A 19,313-nucleotide genomic window follows, 5' to 3' on the forward strand; every position below is an offset into this window, starting at 1 on the left:
GCAGCCTATTTTGTTTCCTCCGCTTCTTTTACTGCAAGTGGAAAATAGTAGCGATGGGCACGATAACCTCCCCATATGCTTCCTGCACCAACGAAAAGAAAGACGATGCCAACGATAAGGGAGACAGTCGAACGGTGAATAAAAAATTGATTGATCGCAAAGAAAAATACAAATGAGCCAAGCGCAATGCTCGATTTGGCACTAATCCATTTGCGCTCCATCGGCCGTTTGCTGCGGAAGTATTTGATTTTGTAATACAAATAAAACGAAAGTGAAAAAATGATAAGTATAACAAATATCGGCATAGTCAGTCCTCCAACAAAAAAATCGTTGCGTGATTATTTTACATCTTTTCGAATCATAATAAAATATGTTTTAATGGAGAAAAAAGGAGAAGTACCATGGAACAAAAGGTTTTGGAAATTATTCGTCATATTCAACAATTTAATACGATTATTATTCACCGTCACGTTCGACCAGATCCTGATGCGTACGGTTCGCAAGGGGGATTAGCAGAGCTTATTCGAGCGTCGTTTCCAGAGAAGCGCGTATATACCGTTGGAAAAGATGAACCGTCGCTCGAATTTTTGCGTAAAATGGATGTCATTCCTGATGAAACGTATAACGACGCTCTTGTGATCGTTTGCGATACGGCAAATGAAGAACGAGTATGTGATCAACGTTATAAACTTGGAAAAAAAATTATTAAAATTGATCATCATCCAAATGAAGATCCGTATGGTGACATTTTATGGGTAGATACAAACGCTAGCTCGGTTAGTGAAATGATTTATGAGTTGTATTTAGTCGGTAAGGAACACGGTCTCGTTTTAACGAAAGAAGCCGCTCGACTGATTTACGCAGGAATTGTTGGGGATACAGGTCGTTTTCTTTTCCCAAGCACGAATCCAAAAACATTTAAATATGCAAGCGAATTAGTTGAATACGGATTTTCATTTGTCGACTTGTATGATCAGTTATATCGTACAAAACTATCTATTGCGCATTTAAGCGGATATGTGTTGCAAAATTTCGAACTATCTGAACACGGAGTGGCTCATATCATATTAACGAAACAATTATTAAAACAATATGATGCAACACCATCAGAGGCCTCGCAACTTGTTAGTGTCCTTGGAAATATTGAAGGAATACGAGCATGGGTGTTTTTTGTGGAAGAAGATGATCAAATTCGCGTCCGTCTTCGTTCAAGAGGTCCGATCGTCAACGGAGTGGCAAAAAAATATCGAGGCGGTGGCCATCCACTAGCAGCAGGAGCGTCCATTTATTCGTGGGAAGAAGTTGAACACGTGTTGGCTGATTTAAACGAAGTATGTAAGCAACAGTAGAGATGTCTCTACTGTTGCTTTAATTTTAGTTCAATAGATATATTTGTGAAAAATAAAATTGTTTCGATATGAAGATGGTACGTACGGTTGTCGATGATATACGTTTTATTTTCAATCGCTTTTTTTAGTAACTCCTTACTTTTATATACTGTTTCAATATCTTTCGCTGTGATATGTTGAATGTCTTTTTTTATATCTTCTTCAATTCGAAACGCTGTGTACGTATCGATGCCGTATGATTGCGCGTTAATGACTTTGACATCAATTGATTGAATCGTTAGTCGTTTTTTATTTTCTTTATTTAGTTCGATGTAATCTTGTTGCCAAATGTTTAAATCGTGTTTCAACTGGGCGATGATTTCTCGTTGTACGTTGAGCTGGCGAACTTGTTTTTCTTGTAAAATACCAAAAATTTGTGAAAAAACGACCCAGCTAATGATTGCTCCGATTGCCGCTCCAGCAAAAAAACGTTGCCATTCTGGATCGCGTGCATACGGCGGGACCCTCATGCGCTATGCTCCTGTGTAAACCAGCGAATAAACGTCATACCTGTTTGTGCGCCGCCCGTTGCTGATAAAATGAGTAAAAATTGCTTAATGACATCTCGTGTTTCTCCTTGGAAAAATCCACGTTCAACACTATAAAACGTATCAAACGTCCCTCCGATCGCTGCAATCAAAGCCCAAATTTTTAAACTGCTTGCAAAACGATACATCATTGTGAGCGGTGGTTCTCCAGATAAAAAAGCTCCAAATCCACCGATCAACGCCCCTCCAACTAACACACCTAAAGCGATGAAATAGCTTTGAATAAAAGCAGGCAAAAACGCTGTTTTCATCTCCATCTTGCTCACTCCTTCTGTATACTATGTATATGGGACAAACAAGCAAGGTATGTTTTGCTTTTCAACATATATAATAAAAAAAAATAGAAAAGGTGGGAGACACATTGTCGTTTATCCATCTACAAGTGCGAAGTGGTTATAGCTTATTAAGTAGCACGGTGAAAATTGAGGAGCTCGTCATGCGGGCGTGTGAGCTTCAATTTTCAGCAGTTGCGTTAACGGATGAAAACGTCTTGTATGGGGTGATTCCGTTTTATAAGGCGTGTCAAGCGCATGGAATCAAACCAATTATCGGTATGATTGCAACGGTGATTGATGAACACGGTCATGCAGATCAACTTGTGCTGTTGGCGAAAAATAACGACGGGTATCGTCAACTTGTCCATATTGCTACAGCCATTCAATTAAATGACGGAAAGGGCATTTCTTTATGTGACTTATCCCGCTACACGAGCGAATTAATCGGTATGACAAGCGGAGTACATGGGAGAGTGGAGCAGCATTTGCTGAATGGGGAAATCGGTCAAGCAGAAACGCTCGTTCACACGTACGCGAAGTTATTTCAACGCGGCGATTTTTATATAAATGTGCAGCGACACGGCTTACAAGAACAAGAATATTTGTTGCCGCTACTTCTTGAACATAGTAAACGATGGGATATGCCGCTCGTGGCGACAAACGATGTACGTTACATGTGTAAAGAAGATGCTCTTGCTTTTGAATGTTTACTTGCGATGAAACATGGAAAGAAAATGGCCGACCCGAGCCGTCCACGTTTTTTAACGAATGAATACCATTTCAAAAGCGCCGACGAAATGATCTCATTATTTTCAATGTATCGTGAAGCCATCGAGGAGACGGTGCGTATTGCACAGCGATGCAATGTGACGTTTGAGGCTAAAAAATGGTTTATGCCGCGTTATCCTGTTCCTTCGGGGAAAACAGCTGACGAATATTTGCAAACGTGGTGTTGGGAGCAATTCACGAAACGTTTTCCTGATCGCCCAGAAGTATATGTTACTCGATTACAATATGAACTGCAAATCATTCAACAGATGAATTTTAGTGACTACTTTTTAATTGTTGCTGATTTTGTTCGCTTTGCGCGCGAACGAGGGATATTGACAGGACCGGGGCGTGGATCAGCCGCAGGTTCCCTCGTTGCTTACATACTCGGAATTACACAGGTCGACCCGCTACAATATGGGCTTTTGTTTGAACGATTTTTAAATCCGGCTCGTCTATCACTTCCAGATATTGATATCGATTTTCCTGATCATCGTCGCGAAGAAGTCATTCGTTATATTGAAAAAAAATATGGAAAAGATTATGTCGCACAAATTATTACGTTCGGGACATTTGGAACACGCTCAGCCATTCGTGAAGTCGGTCGTGTGTTTGAGGTAGATGAACAAGAAATAGAGCAAACGTTAGCTACGGGACGATTCGATCATACACGTCCATGGCATAGCGTTGTACAACGGATTGAAGGTTTGCCAAAGCATACGTCCATTCATGCTGCTGGTATTGCCATTAGTCCATGCCCGTTAACAGACATCGTCCCCCTTCAAGTCGGACAAACGACAACGTATGTGACGCAATATGCGATGGATGCACTTGAACAAATCGGGTTATTAAAATTTGATTTACTTGCCCTCAAAAATTTAACGATCATTGAACAAATGATTCACAGCGTTGAACAGCGGACAGGCTATCGTTTGAGTTTTGAAAACATGCCGCTCGATGACGAACAAACGTATGCGCTTTTAAGTCAAGGGGATACTTTTGGTGTGTTTCAGCTTGAGTCAGAAGGAATGAAGCGGGTGTTGCGCGAATTACAACCGACAACGTTTGAAGATATTGTAGCAGTAAACGCTTTATTTCGGCCGGGACCGATGGAACAAATTCCAACATACATTTCCCGCAAACATGGGCGTGAGCCGATCGTTTACATGCATGATGATTTGCAATCGATTTTACAATCAACATATGGAGTCATCGTGTATCAAGAACAAATTATGAAAATTGTTGAACAAATGGCGAGCTATTCGTTAGCAGAAGCCGATTTGTTACGTCGCGCAATAAGTAAAAAAGACGTTGGACAAATGGAAAAAGAGAAACAACGTTTTATTGAAGGGTGTATGCAAAATGGGTACGCTGCCCATATGGCAAACGAATTGTATGAGCTAATCGTTCGTTTTGCTGGTTATGGGTTTAACAGGAGCCATGCAGTAGCATACAGCTATATCGCATATATGCTTGCATATATCAAAGCGCATTATCCGCTCGATTTTTACGCTGTTTTATTAACAAATGTCATCGGACAAAAAGAAAAGATGATGCAATGTGTGCATGAACTTCGCAAAAAACGAATACGTTTGCTTCCTCCTTCCATCGGACGAAGTGAAGGGCATTTTACCGTTGATGGAAACGATATTCGTTTTGGATTGTTAGCGATTAAACAAGTAAGTTCCGCCTTTGTTAAACAAGTGATTCGGGAGCGTCAAAGACAACCATTTTCCGATTTTTTTGATTTCGTTTCGCGACTACGTATCGAGCCTTCACAAAGAAAGATAGTCGAAGCGCTTATTTTTTCCGGCTGTTTTGACGAATTTCGGGTGGAGCGTGCAACCCTTTATGCAAGTATTGACGTGGCGCTTGAGCATGCCGAGTTTCTGACCCCTGATCTCGACGTACGACCAAAATACGTTCATGCTGAACCGTTGTCGCTCATCGACCAATTAAAATACGAAAAGCAATGGCTTAACGTATACGTTTCCCCTCATCCGGCTGAATCATTTGCCCATTTTTATTCGATGTGGGGGGCAAAACGTATGTACGAATGGGAAATAGAAAAAGCGAATGTTGGCAAAGTGATCGCATACGTTGAGGAGGTGACGAAAAAGCGGACAAAAAAAGGGGAAGAAATGGCGTTTGTGACGATTTGTGATGATAGCGATGAATGGTATGCCATCGCATTTCCGAAGATTTATGGTCAATTTCATTCTTTATTACAACAAGGAAGCGTGTTGTACATGGAAGGGAAAATAGAGCAGCGACCAAATGGCTGGCATCTCATTGTACAACAAGTGAGGAAGCCGGTATGTGTTTACGTGAAAATTGATGAACAGCACGCGTCACCAGTTGTATTGCAGAAGTTAAAAGAAGTGTTAATCGCTCATCGCGGATATGCACCTGTCATTTTGTACTATGAAGCAGAACGAAAAAAAGTGCAGCTTTCCCATGAATATGCTGTGTCCCCACACGATGAGTGCATTCATCAACTAACGGCATTGCTGGGGGATGGGAATGTCGTTGTGAAATAAAAATGCTTTACTATTTTTCATTTTTATTATATTTTTATAGAAGTTAAGTGGTCAGACCAGTGGGCCGCTTGTTAGGGAGGAATATGTCGTGTCGTTGTTTAAAGAAGCGCTTCATATGCATGAGTGTTATCAAGGAAAGCTCGAAGTGAAAGCGAAAGTGCCGTTAAGAAATGCTTACGATTTAAGCTTAGCGTATTCTCCTGGTGTAGCAGAACCGTGCAAAGCCATTCATGCGGAACCGAGCAAAATATATGATTATACGTTAAAAGCGAACACAGTGGCGGTCGTTTCCAATGGGAGTGCAGTGTTAGGGCTTGGAAATATTGGGGCAGACGCGGCGTTGCCAGTAATGGAAGGAAAAGCGGTGCTCTTTAAAAGTTTCGCTGGGGTTGATGCATTCCCTATTTGTTTAAATACATCAGATGTGGAACAAATGATTCAAACGGTTAAATTGCTTGAGCCGACATTTGGAGGCATTAACTTAGAAGATATTGCTGCTCCGCACTGTTTTACGATTGAGGAACGATTAAAGCGAGAAATGAACATTCCTGTTTTCCATGATGATCAACATGGAACAGCGATTGTGACCGTTGCTGGTTTAATGAATGCATTAAAGTTAGTGAACAAAAAAATAGAACATATTCAAGTGATCATTAACGGGGCGGGAGCAGCAGGAATTGCGATTATGAAGCTGCTTCGTTGTTACGGGGTTAAACATATCATCATGTGCGATTCAAAAGGAGCGATTTATGAAGGGCGTCCATATGGAATGAATGAGATAAAACATGAGATTGCCCAATGGACAAACGATGAGAAAAAAGCAGGAACGTTACAGGAAGTCATCGTTGGTGCGGATGTATTTATTGGTGTGTCTGTTGCTGGAGCATTGACAGCGAGCATGGTTGAAACGATGAATCGGGATGCAATCATTTTTGCGATGGCAAACCCGACGCCAGAAATTATGCCGGAAGAGGCGTTACAAGCAGGGGCAACAGTTGTTGGGACAGGACGTTCCGACTATCCGAATCAAGTGAATAACGTGTTGGCATTTCCAGGTATTTTCAGAGGTGCGCTTGATGTGCGCGCCAAACAAATTAATGAACAAATGAAAATGGCCGCTGTGGAAGCCATTGCGCATTTAATTACAGAAGATGAATTGCGTGCTGATTATGTTATTCCTGCCCCTCTTGATCCGCGCGTCGCTCCAGCTGTTGCTGCTGCTGTGGCGAAAGCCGCCATCGAAACAGGGGTTGCACAAGTGATTGTTGATCCGAAAGAAGTAGAAAAGCGAACACGACAATTAGCTTTGATTGCAGGTGAGGGGGAACATGACTACTTCTAAAGTATACATTGAAACGTTTTGGAAAATTCATCGCATGATTGAAGAATCAGGTCTTCAACCTGGCGATCGATTGCCATCTGAACGAGAGTTAGCTGACCGATTGCGAGTCGGACGCTCTTCTGTTCGTGAAGCGTTGCGGGCGTTAGAGTTGCTCGGATTAATTGAAACGCGCCGCGGCGAAGGAACGTTTATGAAACCGTTTGGCGACCATCAGCTCATTCAACTACTTGGCTCGTTTATTTTGCAAGGAAATCGGGAAAAACGAGATTTAATAGAAACAAAAATATTCATAGAGCGCATATGCTTACAACTTGCTTGCGAACGACTGACAGATGAAAAGCTCGAGCTTATATTACAAACGGAGCATACGTACCATTCATTTTTCCGACGGATTGTACAAGCGACCGATAATTATTTATTGTTGCGCATTTGGCTTGTATTAAGCGATTTTTTTGAACACGTATATACGGTCGAGCTCCCTTCCGAATGTTACGAACAGATGTGTAAGGCACTCCAAAAGCGGTCGTGCGAAGAAGCAATAGCCGTTTATGAGCAATACGTGATGCAAAAAATGTCGAAAGAGAATTGACACAATGTGACAAACAAAGTTGTCTTTATCCAGTAAAGTAGAAATGGACTAAGTAGGGGAGGGAAACATGTGCTGAAAGATTTGTTCTCCAAAAAAAAGAAGTATGCTACCATTCCATCTGAACAAGCAAAGCAAGATGTACCTGAAGGCATCATGACAAAATGCCCGAAGTGTAAAAAAATTATGTATACGAAAGAATTAGTGAAAAATTTGCGCGTTTGTATATCGTGCGGCTATCATCATCCGATGTCTGCTCCTGAACGCATTGCGTGTTTGTTAGATGAAGGAACGTTTCATGAATACGATCGTCACCTTCTTTCTAAAAATCCGCTTGATTTTCCACAGTATATGGAGAAAATTGAGGAAGATCGTGAGAAAACGAAATTGAATGAAGCGGTTGTGACAGGAGAAGGAACGATAAACGGCTTTCCTGTTGTTATTGCAGTGATGGATTCCCGTTTCCGTATGGGGAGCATGGGATCAGTTGTCGGAGAAAAAATTGCACGCGCCATCGAACGAGCGATGGAAAAATCGGTACCTTTTATTATTTTTACCGCTTCAGGTGGAGCGCGCATGCAAGAAGGTGTATTAAGTTTAATGCAAATGGCGAAAACAAGCGCTGCATTAAAACTGTTTAGCGAACAAGGTGGACTCATCATTTCAGTCATGACCCATCCAACGACAGGTGGTGTATCAGCAAGCTTCGCCTCGCTTGGAGATTATAATTTTGCTGAACCGGGGGCGTTGATCGGTTTTGCGGGAAGACGAGTCATCGAACAAACGGTTCGGGAAGAGTTGCCAGATGATTTTCAAACAGCGGAATTTTTATTGAAACACGGACAATTAGATGCTGTTATTCCGCGTCATGAATTAAAAGATAAATTAACGAATGTATTAGACATTCACCAATCGCGAGGTGGAGACGAATGGCATATGAATTAGAATTTGAAAAGCCGCTTGTAGAACTGCGCAAAAAAATTAGCGAACTGAAAGAGTTTACGAAACATCGTGACGTCGACTTTTCAGATGAAATCAATAAGTTAGAAGCGCGACTTGAAAAGCTTGAAAATGATATTTATGCTAATTTAAGCCCGTGGGATCGTGTGCAAATTGCCCGACATCCAAATCGTCCGACAACGCTCGATTATATCGATCGGTTGTTTACGAACTTTTTTGAATGTCACGGTGATCGTTGCTTTGGCGACGATGAAGCGATTGTCGGAGGAATTGCGAAATATCACGGATTGCCTGTGACAGTCATCGGACATCAACGCGGAAAAGATACGAAAGAAAATATTCGCCGTAATTTTGGCATGCCACATCCGGAAGGGTATCGAAAGGCTCTTCGTTTAATGAAACAAGCCGAAAAATTTGGACGTCCAATTATTTGTTTTATTGATACGAAAGGGGCGTATCCAGGAAAAGCTGCTGAGGAACGCGGACAAAGTGAAGCGATCGCGCGAAATTTATTTGAAATGGCGGGGTTGGCTGTCCCTGTCGTATGCATTGTGATCGGTGAAGGTGGAAGCGGCGGCGCGCTTGCGCTTGGTGTCGGAAACTATGTTCATATGCTTGAAAATTCAACGTATTCCGTTATTTCGCCAGAAGGGGCGGCGGCTATTTTATGGAAAGATGCGTCACTCGCGAAAAAAGCTGCCGAAACGATGAAAATTACAGCAAAAGATTTAAAGGAGCTTGGCGTCATTGATGAAATGATTCCAGAAGTGCGCGGCGGTGCGCATCGAAATGTGGATGAACAAGCGAAATATATTGATGACGTTCTTCAACGTTCGTTGCGTGAATTGCTTCCGTTAAACGCTGAACAGTTAATTGCACAACGATATGAAAAATATAAGAAAATTGGCGATTTTATCGAGTTACAACAACATGTGTCCGTTATGTAAAAAAGGTCATCTATTTCGATGGCCTTTTTTTAAAAAAATAAGAAAGTATAAAATTTCGGGTTCATGTCTAGCTCCAAGCTCCATCGGCTCGAGTCGCTTTGTCCCACACTGCGACGGCGACACGCTGAGAAGCTTTCGGTGAGTTTGCTCACGCAGAACCAATCAACTGATTGGTTCGAGCTCTCTTCGGTGGGGCTTGTGTGCTTTTCGCCGATAGGCGGGCGCTTTGCGCTTTTCTTATTTACATGAAATAAGCGACTTTGGGTAAACTTTTTGTAGCGTGAAAAAATCAACGTTTTGTGAAACATTTCATTATGTATTGTGTTCCATATACCTTCATGTTATCTTAAAGTAAGAGGTCATACTTCTTATTTTATTTTTTTAAAGAGGTGAAGAGCGATGAAAAGAATTGGTGTGCTTACGAGCGGTGGCGATTCACCAGGAATGAATGCGGCCATTCGCGCAGTTGTTCGAAAAGCAATTTACCATGGATTAGAAGTGTACGGCATTTACCACGGATATGCGGGGTTAATTGCCGGAAACATTAAAAAGCTTGAAATCGGGGATGTTGGCGATATTATTCATCGTGGTGGAACGATGTTATATACTGCCCGCTGCCCAGAATTTAAAACGTTAGAAGGACAGTTAAAAGGAATTGAGCAATTGAAAAAGCATGGCATTGAAGGGCTCGTTGTGATCGGTGGTGACGGTTCGTATCAAGGAGCGAAAAAATTAACAGAACACGGCTATCCTTGTGTCGGCGTGCCAGGAACGATTGATAACGACATTCCAGGAACAGATTTCACGATCGGCTTTGATACAGCATTGAATACGGTTATTGATGCAATTGACAAAATTCGTGATACAGCGACATCTCATGAGCGTACATACGTCATTGAAGTCATGGGGCGTCATGCTGGTGACATTGCGCTTTGGGCCGGTCTTGCTGGCGGAGCAGAAAGCATTTTGATTCCAGAAGCGGATTATGATATGAATGAAATTGTTGCACGTCTCAAACGTGGACACGAACGCGGCAAAAAACATAGTATTATTATTGTTGCAGAAGGCGTCGGTAGCGGTGTGGAATTCGGTAAACGAATTGAAGAAGCAACAGGCTTTGAAACGCGTGTAACCGTATTAGGTCACGTCCAACGTGGTGGTTCACCGACAGCGTTTGATCGTGTGCTTGCAAGTCGTTTAGGTGCTCGTGCCGTAGAATTGTTGCTTGAAGGAAAAGGCGGACGTTGCGTCGGCATTCAAAACAATCAACTTGTTGATCATGACATCATTGAAGCGTTAGCACAAAAACATACAGTTGACCAAAAAATGTATCAGTTGTCCAAAGAGCTTTCAATTTAATGTATATTTATGGTATCGTTTCCATATGCAAATTGTAGGAGGGTGTTTATGCGCAAAACGAAAATTGTTTGTACGATCGGTCCAGCGAGTGAAAGTGTAGAAAAGCTTGTGCAACTTATTGAAGCAGGAATGAACGTCGCTCGTCTTAACTTCTCGCACGGAAGTCATGAAGAACATGCAGCGCGCATTCGCAACATTCGTGAAGCGTCAAAAATAACTGGGAAAACGGTAGCGATTTTATTAGACACGAAAGGTCCAGAAATTCGTACGCATAACATGGAAAATGGGGCGATTGAGTTAAAGGCAGGCTCTGAAGTGACGATTTCCATGAAAGAAGTGCTCGGAACGCCAGAAAAATTTTCGATCACTTATGAAGGGTTAATTGATGACGTTCACGTTGGCTCAACTATTTTATTAGATGATGGATTAGTCGGATTAGAAGTGTTAGCGATCGATAAAGAGGCAAAAGAAATTCGGACGAAAGTGTTAAACGGTGGCGTACTGAAAAATAAAAAAGGTGTGAACGTCCCAGGCGTAAAAGTGAAATTGCCGGGTATTACTGAAAAAGACGCAGAAGATATTCGTTTCGGTATTGAACAAGGCATCGATTTCATTGCCGCATCGTTCGTTCGCCGCGCTTCTGACGTGCTTGAAATTCGTGAATTGCTCGAAGAACATAACGCGTTGCACATTCAAATTATCCCAAAAATTGAAAACCAAGAAGGCGTAGACAATATTGACGAAATTTTAGAAGTGGCAGACGGCTTGATGGTTGCCCGCGGGGATTTAGGCGTTGAAATTCCAGCAGAAGAAGTGCCGCTTGTGCAGAAAGAATTAATTAAAAAATGTAATGCGCTCGGAAAACCGGTTATTACAGCGACACAAATGCTTGATTCAATGCAGCGCAATCCGCGTCCAACTCGTGCGGAGGCAAGTGACGTCGCGAATGCCATTTTCGATGGAACAGATGCGATTATGCTGTCAGGTGAAACAGCAGCAGGTGCTTATCCAGTAGAAGCGGTACAAACGATGCATCGTATTGCTTTGCGCACAGAACAAGCGTTACAATACCGTGACTTATTATCGAAGCGAAGCAAACAAAGCGGCACAACGATTACAGATGCCATTGGACAATCGGTTGCTCACACCGCATTAAACTTAGATGTCGCAGCGATTGTTACGCCGACAGTCAGCGGCCATACAGCCCGCATGATTTCGAAATACCGTCCAAAAGCGCCAATTATCGCTGTTACATCGAATGAAGGTGTTTCGCGTAAATTAGCGCTCGTTTGGGGTGTTTACCCACGCGTTGCTCAACATGCCACATCAACAGATGAAATGCTTGATATCGCAGTTGAAGCAGCTCTTGATACGCGTATTGTGAAACATGGTGATCTCGTCGTCATTACGGCAGGTGTTCCGGTTGGAGAAACGGGATCGACCAACTTAATGAAAGTGCATATGATTGGCGATATGATTGCAAAAGGCCAAGGCATTGGTCGCAAATCAGCATTTGGAAAAGTTGTTGTGGCGAAAACAGCTGAAGAAGCAGTTGAAAAAATGATTGAAGGTGGCATTTTAGTTGCTCCTGCAACAGATGCGGATATGATGAAAGCGTTAGAAAAAGCTGCTGCGATCATTACAGAAGAAGGCGGCTTAACAAGCCATGCAGCTGTGGTCGGCTTAAGCTTAGGCATCCCGGTCATCGTCGGTGTAAACAATGCGACAACCATTTTAAAAGACGGACAAGATATTACAGTAGACGCAAGTTTTGGTGCCATTTATCGTGGTCACGCAAGCGTGCTATAATAAGAAGGGGGACAACCCCTTCTTTTCTTGTTTTGGAGGGATATGTATGCGTAATATCTTTTTTCTTCTTTTTATCGTTATCCCAGCGTTAGAAATTGTCGTTCTTGTTTTGTCTGGAAAGGCAATCGGGGTATGGCCAACATTTGCTTTCATCGTGGCGACAGGCATTATCGGTGCATTTTTAGCGAAAAAGCAAGGATTGCACACGCTTCAGCGCGCGAAGTACGAATGGATGAATGGACGTATCCCAAGCGATGCGCTATTAGATGGGATTTGCATTTTAGTTGGCGGGACGTTATTGTTAACGCCAGGATTTATTACTGATACAGCAGGTTTTATTTTGCTTCTCCCATTTGCGCGCGAAAAAATGAAACCGTGGCTCGTCCGTTTGTTTAAGTGGATGTTCTATACGAAAACTTGGATATACATTCGAAAATAAAAAGCATAAGCTCGTCGCTTATGCTTCTTTTTTTCCAACAATGAAATGCCAAATGTCTTGAAATACGCCAGCATGATGTAGTGTGCGTCCAATGACAAGCAATACCGGGCCAACGATTAATCCGAGAAACCCGATCAATTTGAAACCGACGAATAAAGCAATTAATGTAGCTAATGGATCGAGCCCGATATTAGTTGAAAGAAGCTTCGGTTCCATCACTTGTCGCTGTACGAGAACAACGATATATAGCACGCCAAGACCGATGGCAAAATGAGTATCCCCGCTTATTGCTGCGTAAACAATCCATGGAACGAATACTAAACCTGTTCCTAAATACGGCAAAATATCTACTATGCCAATAATAAGCGCAATAGTGATCGCGTATTCTACTCGCAACACAAGCAGCCCGACTAATACAATGAGCGTTGTAATGGAAATGAGTGTTGCTTGCGCTTTAAGAAAGCCGAATAGCGCCTTTTTTAGTTCAGTAAACACTTTTGTGCTGCTCGTTTGTACTTTGTTCGGTAATAGCTTTTGAAACAACGATTTTAGACGATACCAATCTTTGCTTATAAAAAATGTAGCGAGCAATGAAAAAATAAAGATTGTCGCAAAATTAGGCAACCATCCGATAATCGAAGGGATATTTTGTAATATATTTTGGATAAATTGTCCAACTGTTGTAGCAATTTTCGTCCCAACCGACTGAATGTTTGCCATAATCGTATCTTGTTGAGATGTATCTAAATTTTTAAAGAGCGTAGCTAGCTGGTTATATAGTGGAATAATTTGGCTGGCGACAAACTGTTCCATGTAAACAACAAGCTTTTGAAAATGACTTGGAACGACCGTTGCTAAATATTGTGTGCCCGTCACAATTTCTGCGACAAGAAGAGTGACAAGCCCTGCAACGAGTGCAAGTAAAAAAATTAAAACAACGATGACCGCTAGCACCCTCGGCATTTTCGCTTTTTTCTCTAATACATCCACAATCGGATTAATGAAAAAGGAAATCGCTAACGCAATTAAAAACGGATACGTTAACGTTGATACATAATATAAACTCGCTAACCCAGCAATGATGACAAAGATGACAAATAAAAAGCGAAGGGAGCGATGTACATATTGATTTGGCACGTCTTCACCTCCTGTCTTTTGTCATTTATGACTATTATAATATACAATGCAAAAGAAGAAAAAGTTTCAAAGAAGAAGGTGATATTTGATGCAGCCGTTTATTTTTTTATTTATTCTTCTTGTCATTGGCATGATGGCAAAAAATCATTCTCTTATTGTCGCAGTGCTTTTTTTACTCGTTGTGAAAAGCATCGGACTAAGTTCAAAAGTGTTCCCTTACTTACAACAAAAAGGAATCAATCTTGGGGTGACAATCATCACGATTGCTGTATTAGTTCCGATTGCCTCTGGAAAAATAGGTTTTAAAGAGCTGATAGAGTCCGTTCGATCGGTTTACGCGTGGATTGCAATGTTATCAGGTATTGCGGTCGCTTTATTAGCAAAAGGAGGCGTCACGCTGCTTGCAAAAGACCCGCATATGACGACTGCGCTTGTCATTGGGACGATTTTAGCTGTATCTTTATTCAAAGGCGTTGCGGTTGGGCCGTTAATTGGTGCGGGTATTGCATATATGCTCATGAAAATGGTCGATGTATTTTCGTGATTTATTACTTTTTTATAATAATATTTTTGAATTATGATTTCTTTTAGTTCACAAAAGTCTGATAATTGTTTATAATGGTATTGGAGCATGTACGAAACTATCGTATATATTTCCCTGCTCGCTTTGTTAAGCGGACAGGTGAATATATAACAAAATGTAAGCATTTTCTTTGCATTTTTATTCAACTGTTTTGAGCAATCGCTCGACGACGCGTTTTAACATGGGAAAAGGGGAATAAAAGAGAAAAGGAGAGATGTAAGATGACAGTAACTCGCGGTCTCGAAGGGGTTGTCGCAACCACTTCCACAATTAGTTCGATCATCGATGATACGCTCACGTACGTTGGGTATAATATCGATGATTTAGCAGAACATGCTACGTTTGAAGAGGTTGTTTATTTGCTTTGGCACCGCAAATTGCCAAACAAAGAAGAGCTAGAAACGTTAACGAAACAGTTGGCAGAAAATGCCGATATCCCGCAACAAATCATTGATCATTTTAAAATGTATCCGCTTGACAAAATTCATCCAATGGCAGCGCTTCGCACAGCGATTTCGTTCCTTGGATTGTACGATGAAGAAGCGGAAGCGATGAATCCGGAAGCGAACTATCGCAAAGCGATTCGTTTACAGGCGAAGGTATCAACAATTGTTGCTGCGTTTTCCCGCATTCGCAAAGGATTAGAGCCTGTACCACCGCGCAAAGATTTAAGTTTTGCGGCAAACTTTTTATACATGTTAACAGGTAAAGAGCCGGATCCAATCGCTGAAGAAGCGTTTAATAAAGCGCTTGTGCTTCATGCGGATCATGAATTGAACGCTTCAACGTTTACGGCACGCGTCTGTGTTGCTACTTTATCAGATGTATACTCTGGCATTACTGCAGCGATTGGAGCATTAAAAGGACCTCTTCATGGCGGAGCAAACGAAGCGGTCATGAAAATGTTGACGGAAATCGGTACGCTCGAAAATGTAGAAACGTACATTCACAACAAATTAAACAACAAAGAAAAAATTATGGGCTTCGGTCATCGCGTTTATCGTCACGGAGACCCACGCGCAAAACATTTGAAGAAAATGTCTGAAAAATTGACGAAGTTAACAGGTGAACCACATTGGTATGACATGTCGGTGAAAATTGAGGAGATTGTTACATCGACAAAAGGGTTACCACCAAATGTTGATTTCTACTCAGCTTCTGTTTACCATAGTTTAGGAATTGATCACGATTTATTTACACCAATTTTTGCAATTAGCCGTATGTCTGGATGGCTTGCACACATTTTAGAACAGTACGAAAACAACCGTCTCATTCGCCCGCGTGCAGAATATACAGGACCGATGAGACAAGTGTACGTACCGCTTGAAGAACGCGCATAACGATTGTTTAGAAAAGGTGAGAAGTTCGCCTCTCACCTTTTTACACTACACGATTTGGAGGTATGATGATGCAAGGAGAAAAAATTACAGTTACAAACGGAGTATTAAACGTTCCAAATTATCCAATTATCCCATTTATTGAAGGGGATGGGACAGGTCCAGATATTTGGGCAGCCGCTTCTCGCGTATTGGAAGCAGCTGTTGAAAAAGCGTATAAAGGTGAACGGAAAATCGTTTGGAAAGAAGTGCTTGCTGGTGAAAAAGCGTTTAAGTTGACAGGTGAATGGTTGCCACAAGAAACACTTGATACGATTCGTGAATACATAATTGCGATTAAAGGTCCGTTAACAACGCCGGTCGGTGGTGGCATTCGTTCATTAAACGTTGCGCTTCGCCAAGAGCTCGATTTATTTGTATGCTTACGTCCGGTTCGCTATTTTAAAGGAGTTCCTTCTCCAGTTAAGCGCCCTGAAGATACAGACATGGTTATTTTCCGTGAAAATACGGAAGATATTTATGCTGGAATCGAATATGCGAAAGGAACGCCAGAAGTAAAAAAAGTGATCGATTTCTTACAAAATGAGATGGGCGTACGCAAAATCCGCTTCCCTGAAACATCAGGAATTGGCATTAAACCAATTTCAGAAGAAGGGACGAAACGATTAGTACGGGCAGCGATTAAATATGCGATTGAACATGGTCGCAAATCGGTGACGCTCGTTCATAAAGGAAACATTATGAAATATACAGAAGGTGCGTTTAAAAACTGGGGTTATGAATTAGCTGAGAAAGAATTTGGAGATCAAGTGTTTACATGGGCAGAATATGATCGCATCGTTGAAACGGATGGAAAAGAGGCTGCAAACAAAGCGCAGGCGGAAGCAGAAGCAGCAGGAAAAATTATCATTAAAGATGCGATTGCAGATATTTTCTTACAACAAATTTTAACTCGTCCACGCGAGTTTGATGTCGTTGCAACGATGAACTTAAACGGCGACTACATTTCTGATGCGCTTGCAGCACAAGTAGGCGGCATCGGTATCGCTCCAGGTGCAAACATTAACTATGAAACAGGTCATGCAATTTTTGAAGCAACGCATGGCACAGCACCAAAATATGCAGGATTAGATAAAGTGAACCCGTCGTCTGTCATTTTATCTGGTGTAATGATGTTTGAACATCTCGGTTGGAACGAGGCAGCGAAACTCATTATTGACTCTATGGAAAAAACAATTGCATCCAAAGTAGTCACGTATGATTTTGCGCGCTTAATGGAAGGTGCAACAGAGGTGAAATGCTCTGAATTTGCGGATGCCCTCATTCGAAACATGAGCGAATAAAATAAAAAGGGGATGGAAGAACGTGGGTATGAAACGTAAAAAAATCTCAATTATCGGTGCTGGATTTACAGGAGCGACAACAGCGTTTATTTTAGCGCAAAAAGAGCTAGGTGATATCGTTCTTGTCGACATTCCGCAATTGGAAAATCCGACAAAAGGCAAGGCGCTCGATATGCTTGAGTCAAGCCCAGTTCTTGGTTTTGACGCCAACATTATTGGTACGTCGGATTATGCGGATACGGCTGATTCGGACATCGTTGTCATCACTGCAGGGATTGCACGCAAACCAGGGATGAGTCGTGACGACTTAGTAACGACAAATCAAAAAATTATGAAAGCTGTAACGAAAGAAGTCGTCAAATACTCACCGAACTGCTTTATTATCGTCTTAACAAATCCAGTAGATGCGATGACATATACAGTATTTAAAGAATCAGGCTTTCCGAAAAACCGCGTCATCGGTCAATCCGGTGTATTAGATACCGCGCGTTTCCGAACGTTTGTTGCACAAGAGTTAAACTTATCTGTTAAAGACATTACAGGATTTGTTTTGGGCGGTCATGGAGATGATATGGTACCGCTTGTGCGTTACTCATATGCAGGAGGCATTCCGCTTGAAACGTTAATCCCTAAAGAGCGTTTAGACGCCATTGTTGAACGTACGCGTAAAGGTGGCGGTGAAATCGTCAACTTGCTAGGCAACGGTAGCGCTTATTATGCGCCAGCTGCGTCCCTTGCTGAGATGGTTGAAGCGATCGTAAAAGACCAGCGCCGAGTTCTTCCAGCCATCGCTTATTTAGAAGGCGAATACGGATATGAAGGCATTTATTTAGGTGTGCCAACGATTTTAGGTGGCAACGGAATCGAAAAAGTGATCGAATTACAGTTAACAGACGAGGAAAAAGAAGCATTAGCGAAATCTGTTCAATCGGTGAAAAACGTGATGAAAGTGTTACAATGATAAAAAATTCGGGGGATTTTTCCCCGAATTTTTGTATATGGTCAAACAAAGGGGAGATGACGATGTTAGGGAAAAAGCGTAAAATTGGGCGTTTAATTTCGGACATTTCGGTCGGGGAGAAGCTTGTATTAACGGAAGCGATTGAAGATAAAGATTTATTGTTATATTTAGGGCTCACAAATGATGCCAACCCGCTTTATATTCAACATGATTATGCATCCCAAACACCGTTGAAACGTCCAATCGTACCAGCGATTATGTTAACAGGTATGATTACATCAGCTATTTCAAAATACTTACCGGGGCCAGGAAGCCATATCGTTTCCCAAACGATTGAATTTAAACGACCCGTATATCATTATGAGCATGTCGAGTTTTTATTTGAAGTAACGCATGTTGATGAAGAAAACAATGAAATTCATATTGCGGTTCAAGCGGTTCGAGATGAGGAAGAAATATTAGTTGGAGCGTTGCGTGTCGTTCCGCCATATCCGTTTATTGAAGAAAAAGCATTAGATAACTTTTAAAAGGGGCATCGCCTCTTTTTTTATTTTTATCTTTCAAAGTAACTCGTTATAATAAAAATGTAACAAATTTACGTTGTTGGAGGATGGCTATGTCGAAACGTGTGTTAGTTGTCGATGATGAGCATTCGATCGTCACTCTATTAGAGTACAATTTGAAACAAGCTGGATTGTGTGAGTAAAATATTTGTGGGTGACATTCAGGAATGATTCCCCGACGAGGGTTGCGAACTTTTGTTCGCGACGCTCGTCGGGGCCACCAAGCGAAGCGCGGTAGAAAAAAGCAAATGTCATGCAAAAAGGACTCTCTCCCTGCTATGATGGTGATGACCAACATCAATAAAACAGGAGGGAGAGAGTCCATGAAACATTTTACCACAGAATGGCCTTTATTAAAAGAGCTGGAGGAACAATTAGTCAGAACTCTTCAAAAGGTGTTCGCTGTCTTGTTGGCGGCCCTTTTGGAG

18 protein-coding genes and 1 pseudogene are annotated in these 19,313 nt (G+C 41.8%); 15 read left to right on the forward strand and 4 right to left on the reverse strand.

What is annotated here, in order from left to right; all coding sequences use genetic code 11:
• Positions 1–5 precede the first annotated feature (5 nt).
• Positions 6–305, reverse strand: coding sequence for a YtpI family protein (locus LH47_RS05490; RefSeq protein WP_021093773.1), 300 nt, complete (start codon positions 303–305; stop codon positions 6–8).
• A gap of 96 nt (positions 306–401) precedes the next feature.
• On the opposite strand from LH47_RS05490, the gene LH47_RS05495 reads away from it, so the two are divergent.
• Complete coding sequence (locus tag LH47_RS05495) at positions 402–1,349, forward strand: DHH family phosphoesterase (protein WP_043965426.1); 948 nt, start codon at positions 402–404, stop codon at positions 1,347–1,349.
• Positions 1,350–1,357: 8 nt separating this feature from the next.
• On the opposite strand, the gene ytrI is transcribed toward LH47_RS05495, so the two are convergent.
• The gene (gene ytrI / locus LH47_RS05500) at positions 1,358–1,858 is read right to left on the reverse strand and encodes a sporulation membrane protein YtrI (protein WP_043965428.1); all 501 of its coding nucleotides are present in this window, start codon (positions 1,856–1,858) and stop codon (positions 1,358–1,360) included.
• The gene (locus LH47_RS05505) at positions 1,855–2,193 is read right to left on the reverse strand and encodes a YtrH family sporulation protein (RefSeq protein ID WP_043965430.1); all 339 of its coding nucleotides are present in this window, start codon (positions 2,191–2,193) and stop codon (positions 1,855–1,857) included. Before LH47_RS05505 ends, ytrI begins: the two co-directional genes overlap by 4 nt.
• 104 nt (positions 2,194–2,297) lie before the next feature.
• Here LH47_RS05505 and dnaE point away from each other — a divergent pair, with 104 nt between their 5' ends.
• From dnaE to LH47_RS05545, 8 genes are all read left to right on the forward strand, one after another.
• Complete coding sequence (dnaE, locus tag LH47_RS05510; RefSeq protein ID WP_043965432.1) at positions 2,298–5,519, forward strand: DNA polymerase III subunit alpha; 3,222 nt, start codon at positions 2,298–2,300, stop codon at positions 5,517–5,519.
• 88 nt (positions 5,520–5,607) lie between these two features.
• Positions 5,608–6,861, forward strand: a complete 1,254-nt coding sequence (locus LH47_RS05515; protein ID WP_043965434.1) for an NAD(P)-dependent malic enzyme — start codon at positions 5,608–5,610, stop codon at positions 6,859–6,861.
• Positions 6,848–7,450 carry a FadR/GntR family transcriptional regulator gene (locus LH47_RS05520; RefSeq protein WP_043965435.1) on the forward strand — a complete coding sequence of 201 codons (603 nt, stop codon included), beginning with the start codon at positions 6,848–6,850 and terminating at the stop codon, positions 7,448–7,450. The genes LH47_RS05515 and LH47_RS05520 overlap by 14 nt, the downstream gene beginning before the upstream one ends.
• A 69-nt stretch (positions 7,451–7,519) precedes the next feature.
• On the forward strand, positions 7,520–8,392 hold the full coding sequence (accD, locus tag LH47_RS05525; protein WP_043965437.1) for an acetyl-CoA carboxylase, carboxyltransferase subunit beta: 873 nt from the start codon (positions 7,520–7,522) through the stop codon (positions 8,390–8,392).
• Positions 8,377–9,354: an acetyl-CoA carboxylase carboxyl transferase subunit alpha gene (gene accA, locus LH47_RS05530; RefSeq protein ID WP_043965439.1), complete on the forward strand. Its 978-nt coding sequence runs from the start codon at positions 8,377–8,379 to the stop codon at positions 9,352–9,354. Before accD ends, accA begins: the two co-directional genes overlap by 16 nt.
• 399 nt (positions 9,355–9,753) lie before the next feature.
• Positions 9,754–10,713: a 6-phosphofructokinase gene (pfkA, locus tag LH47_RS05535; protein ID WP_043965441.1), complete on the forward strand. Its 960-nt coding sequence runs from the start codon at positions 9,754–9,756 to the stop codon at positions 10,711–10,713.
• 48 nt (positions 10,714–10,761) lie between these two features.
• Positions 10,762–12,522, forward strand: coding sequence for a pyruvate kinase (gene pyk / locus LH47_RS05540; RefSeq protein ID WP_043965442.1), 1,761 nt, complete (start codon positions 10,762–10,764; stop codon positions 12,520–12,522).
• A 46-nt stretch (positions 12,523–12,568) separates the two neighbouring features.
• Positions 12,569–12,961 carry an FxsA family protein gene (locus LH47_RS05545; protein ID WP_021093784.1) on the forward strand — a complete coding sequence of 131 codons (393 nt, stop codon included), beginning with the start codon at positions 12,569–12,571 and terminating at the stop codon, positions 12,959–12,961.
• A gap of 18 nt (positions 12,962–12,979) precedes the next feature.
• Here LH47_RS05545 and ytvI read toward each other — a convergent pair whose 3' ends face one another.
• The gene (gene ytvI / locus LH47_RS05550; RefSeq protein WP_043965444.1) at positions 12,980–14,098 is read right to left on the reverse strand and encodes a sporulation integral membrane protein YtvI; all 1,119 of its coding nucleotides are present in this window, start codon (positions 14,096–14,098) and stop codon (positions 12,980–12,982) included.
• 88 nt (positions 14,099–14,186) lie between these two features.
• Here ytvI and LH47_RS05555 point away from each other — a divergent pair, with 88 nt between their 5' ends.
• The 6 genes and pseudogenes from LH47_RS05555 to LH47_RS15080 all read left to right on the forward strand — a co-directional run.
• Positions 14,187–14,642 carry a DUF441 domain-containing protein gene (locus LH47_RS05555; protein WP_043965447.1) on the forward strand — a complete coding sequence of 152 codons (456 nt, stop codon included), beginning with the start codon at positions 14,187–14,189 and terminating at the stop codon, positions 14,640–14,642.
• A gap of 260 nt (positions 14,643–14,902) precedes the next feature.
• Positions 14,903–16,021, forward strand: a complete 1,119-nt coding sequence (gene citZ / locus LH47_RS05560; RefSeq protein WP_043965449.1) for a citrate synthase — start codon at positions 14,903–14,905, stop codon at positions 16,019–16,021.
• Positions 16,022–16,086: 65 nt separating this feature from the next.
• Positions 16,087–17,361: an NADP-dependent isocitrate dehydrogenase gene (gene icd / locus LH47_RS05565; protein WP_043965451.1), complete on the forward strand. Its 1,275-nt coding sequence runs from the start codon at positions 16,087–16,089 to the stop codon at positions 17,359–17,361.
• Positions 17,362–17,383: 22 nt separating this feature from the next.
• Positions 17,384–18,322, forward strand: coding sequence for a malate dehydrogenase (gene mdh, locus LH47_RS05570; RefSeq protein ID WP_043965454.1), 939 nt, complete (start codon positions 17,384–17,386; stop codon positions 18,320–18,322).
• Positions 18,323–18,378: 56 nt separating this feature from the next.
• Entirely contained in the window at positions 18,379–18,849 is a 471-nt protein-coding gene (locus tag LH47_RS05575) for a MaoC/PaaZ C-terminal domain-containing protein (protein ID WP_043965455.1), read from the forward strand.
• Between the two features lie 89 nt (positions 18,850–18,938).
• A pseudogene (locus tag LH47_RS15080) lies at positions 18,939–19,016 on the forward strand (DNA-binding response regulator); the annotation flags it as partial.
• Positions 19,017–19,313 lie beyond the last annotated feature (297 nt).

Origin of the sequence: Anoxybacillus thermarum, from assembly GCF_000836725.1 — a bacterium.
Taxonomy (GTDB): domain Bacteria; phylum Bacillota; class Bacilli; order Bacillales; family Anoxybacillaceae; genus Anoxybacillus; species Anoxybacillus thermarum.

Bases quoted from the DNA above. Each gene is read 5' to 3' on its own strand.
- LH47_RS05490 (WP_021093773.1), bottom strand. From the start codon at position 305: ATGCCGATATTTGTTATACTTATCATTTTTTCACTTTCGTTTTATTTG.
- LH47_RS05495 (WP_043965426.1), top strand. From the start codon at position 402: ATGGAACAAAAGGTTTTGGAAATTATTCGTCATATTCAACAATTTAAT.
- ytrI (WP_043965428.1), bottom strand. From the start codon at position 1,858: ATGAGGGTCCCGCCGTATGCACGCGATCCAGAATGGCAACGTTTTTTT.
- LH47_RS05505 (WP_043965430.1), bottom strand. From the start codon at position 2,193: ATGGAGATGAAAACAGCGTTTTTGCCTGCTTTTATTCAAAGCTATTTC.
- LH47_RS05520 (WP_043965435.1), top strand. From the start codon at position 6,848: ATGACTACTTCTAAAGTATACATTGAAACGTTTTGGAAAATTCATCGC.
- accA (WP_043965439.1), top strand. From the start codon at position 8,377: ATGGCATATGAATTAGAATTTGAAAAGCCGCTTGTAGAACTGCGCAAA.
- pfkA (WP_043965441.1), top strand. From the start codon at position 9,754: ATGAAAAGAATTGGTGTGCTTACGAGCGGTGGCGATTCACCAGGAATG.
- pyk (WP_043965442.1), top strand. From the start codon at position 10,762: ATGCGCAAAACGAAAATTGTTTGTACGATCGGTCCAGCGAGTGAAAGT.
- LH47_RS05545 (WP_021093784.1), top strand. From the start codon at position 12,569: ATGCGTAATATCTTTTTTCTTCTTTTTATCGTTATCCCAGCGTTAGAA.
- LH47_RS05555 (WP_043965447.1), top strand. From the start codon at position 14,187: ATGCAGCCGTTTATTTTTTTATTTATTCTTCTTGTCATTGGCATGATG.
- citZ (WP_043965449.1), top strand. From the start codon at position 14,903: ATGACAGTAACTCGCGGTCTCGAAGGGGTTGTCGCAACCACTTCCACA.
- icd (WP_043965451.1), top strand. From the start codon at position 16,087: ATGATGCAAGGAGAAAAAATTACAGTTACAAACGGAGTATTAAACGTT.
- LH47_RS05575 (WP_043965455.1), top strand. From the start codon at position 18,379: ATGACGATGTTAGGGAAAAAGCGTAAAATTGGGCGTTTAATTTCGGAC.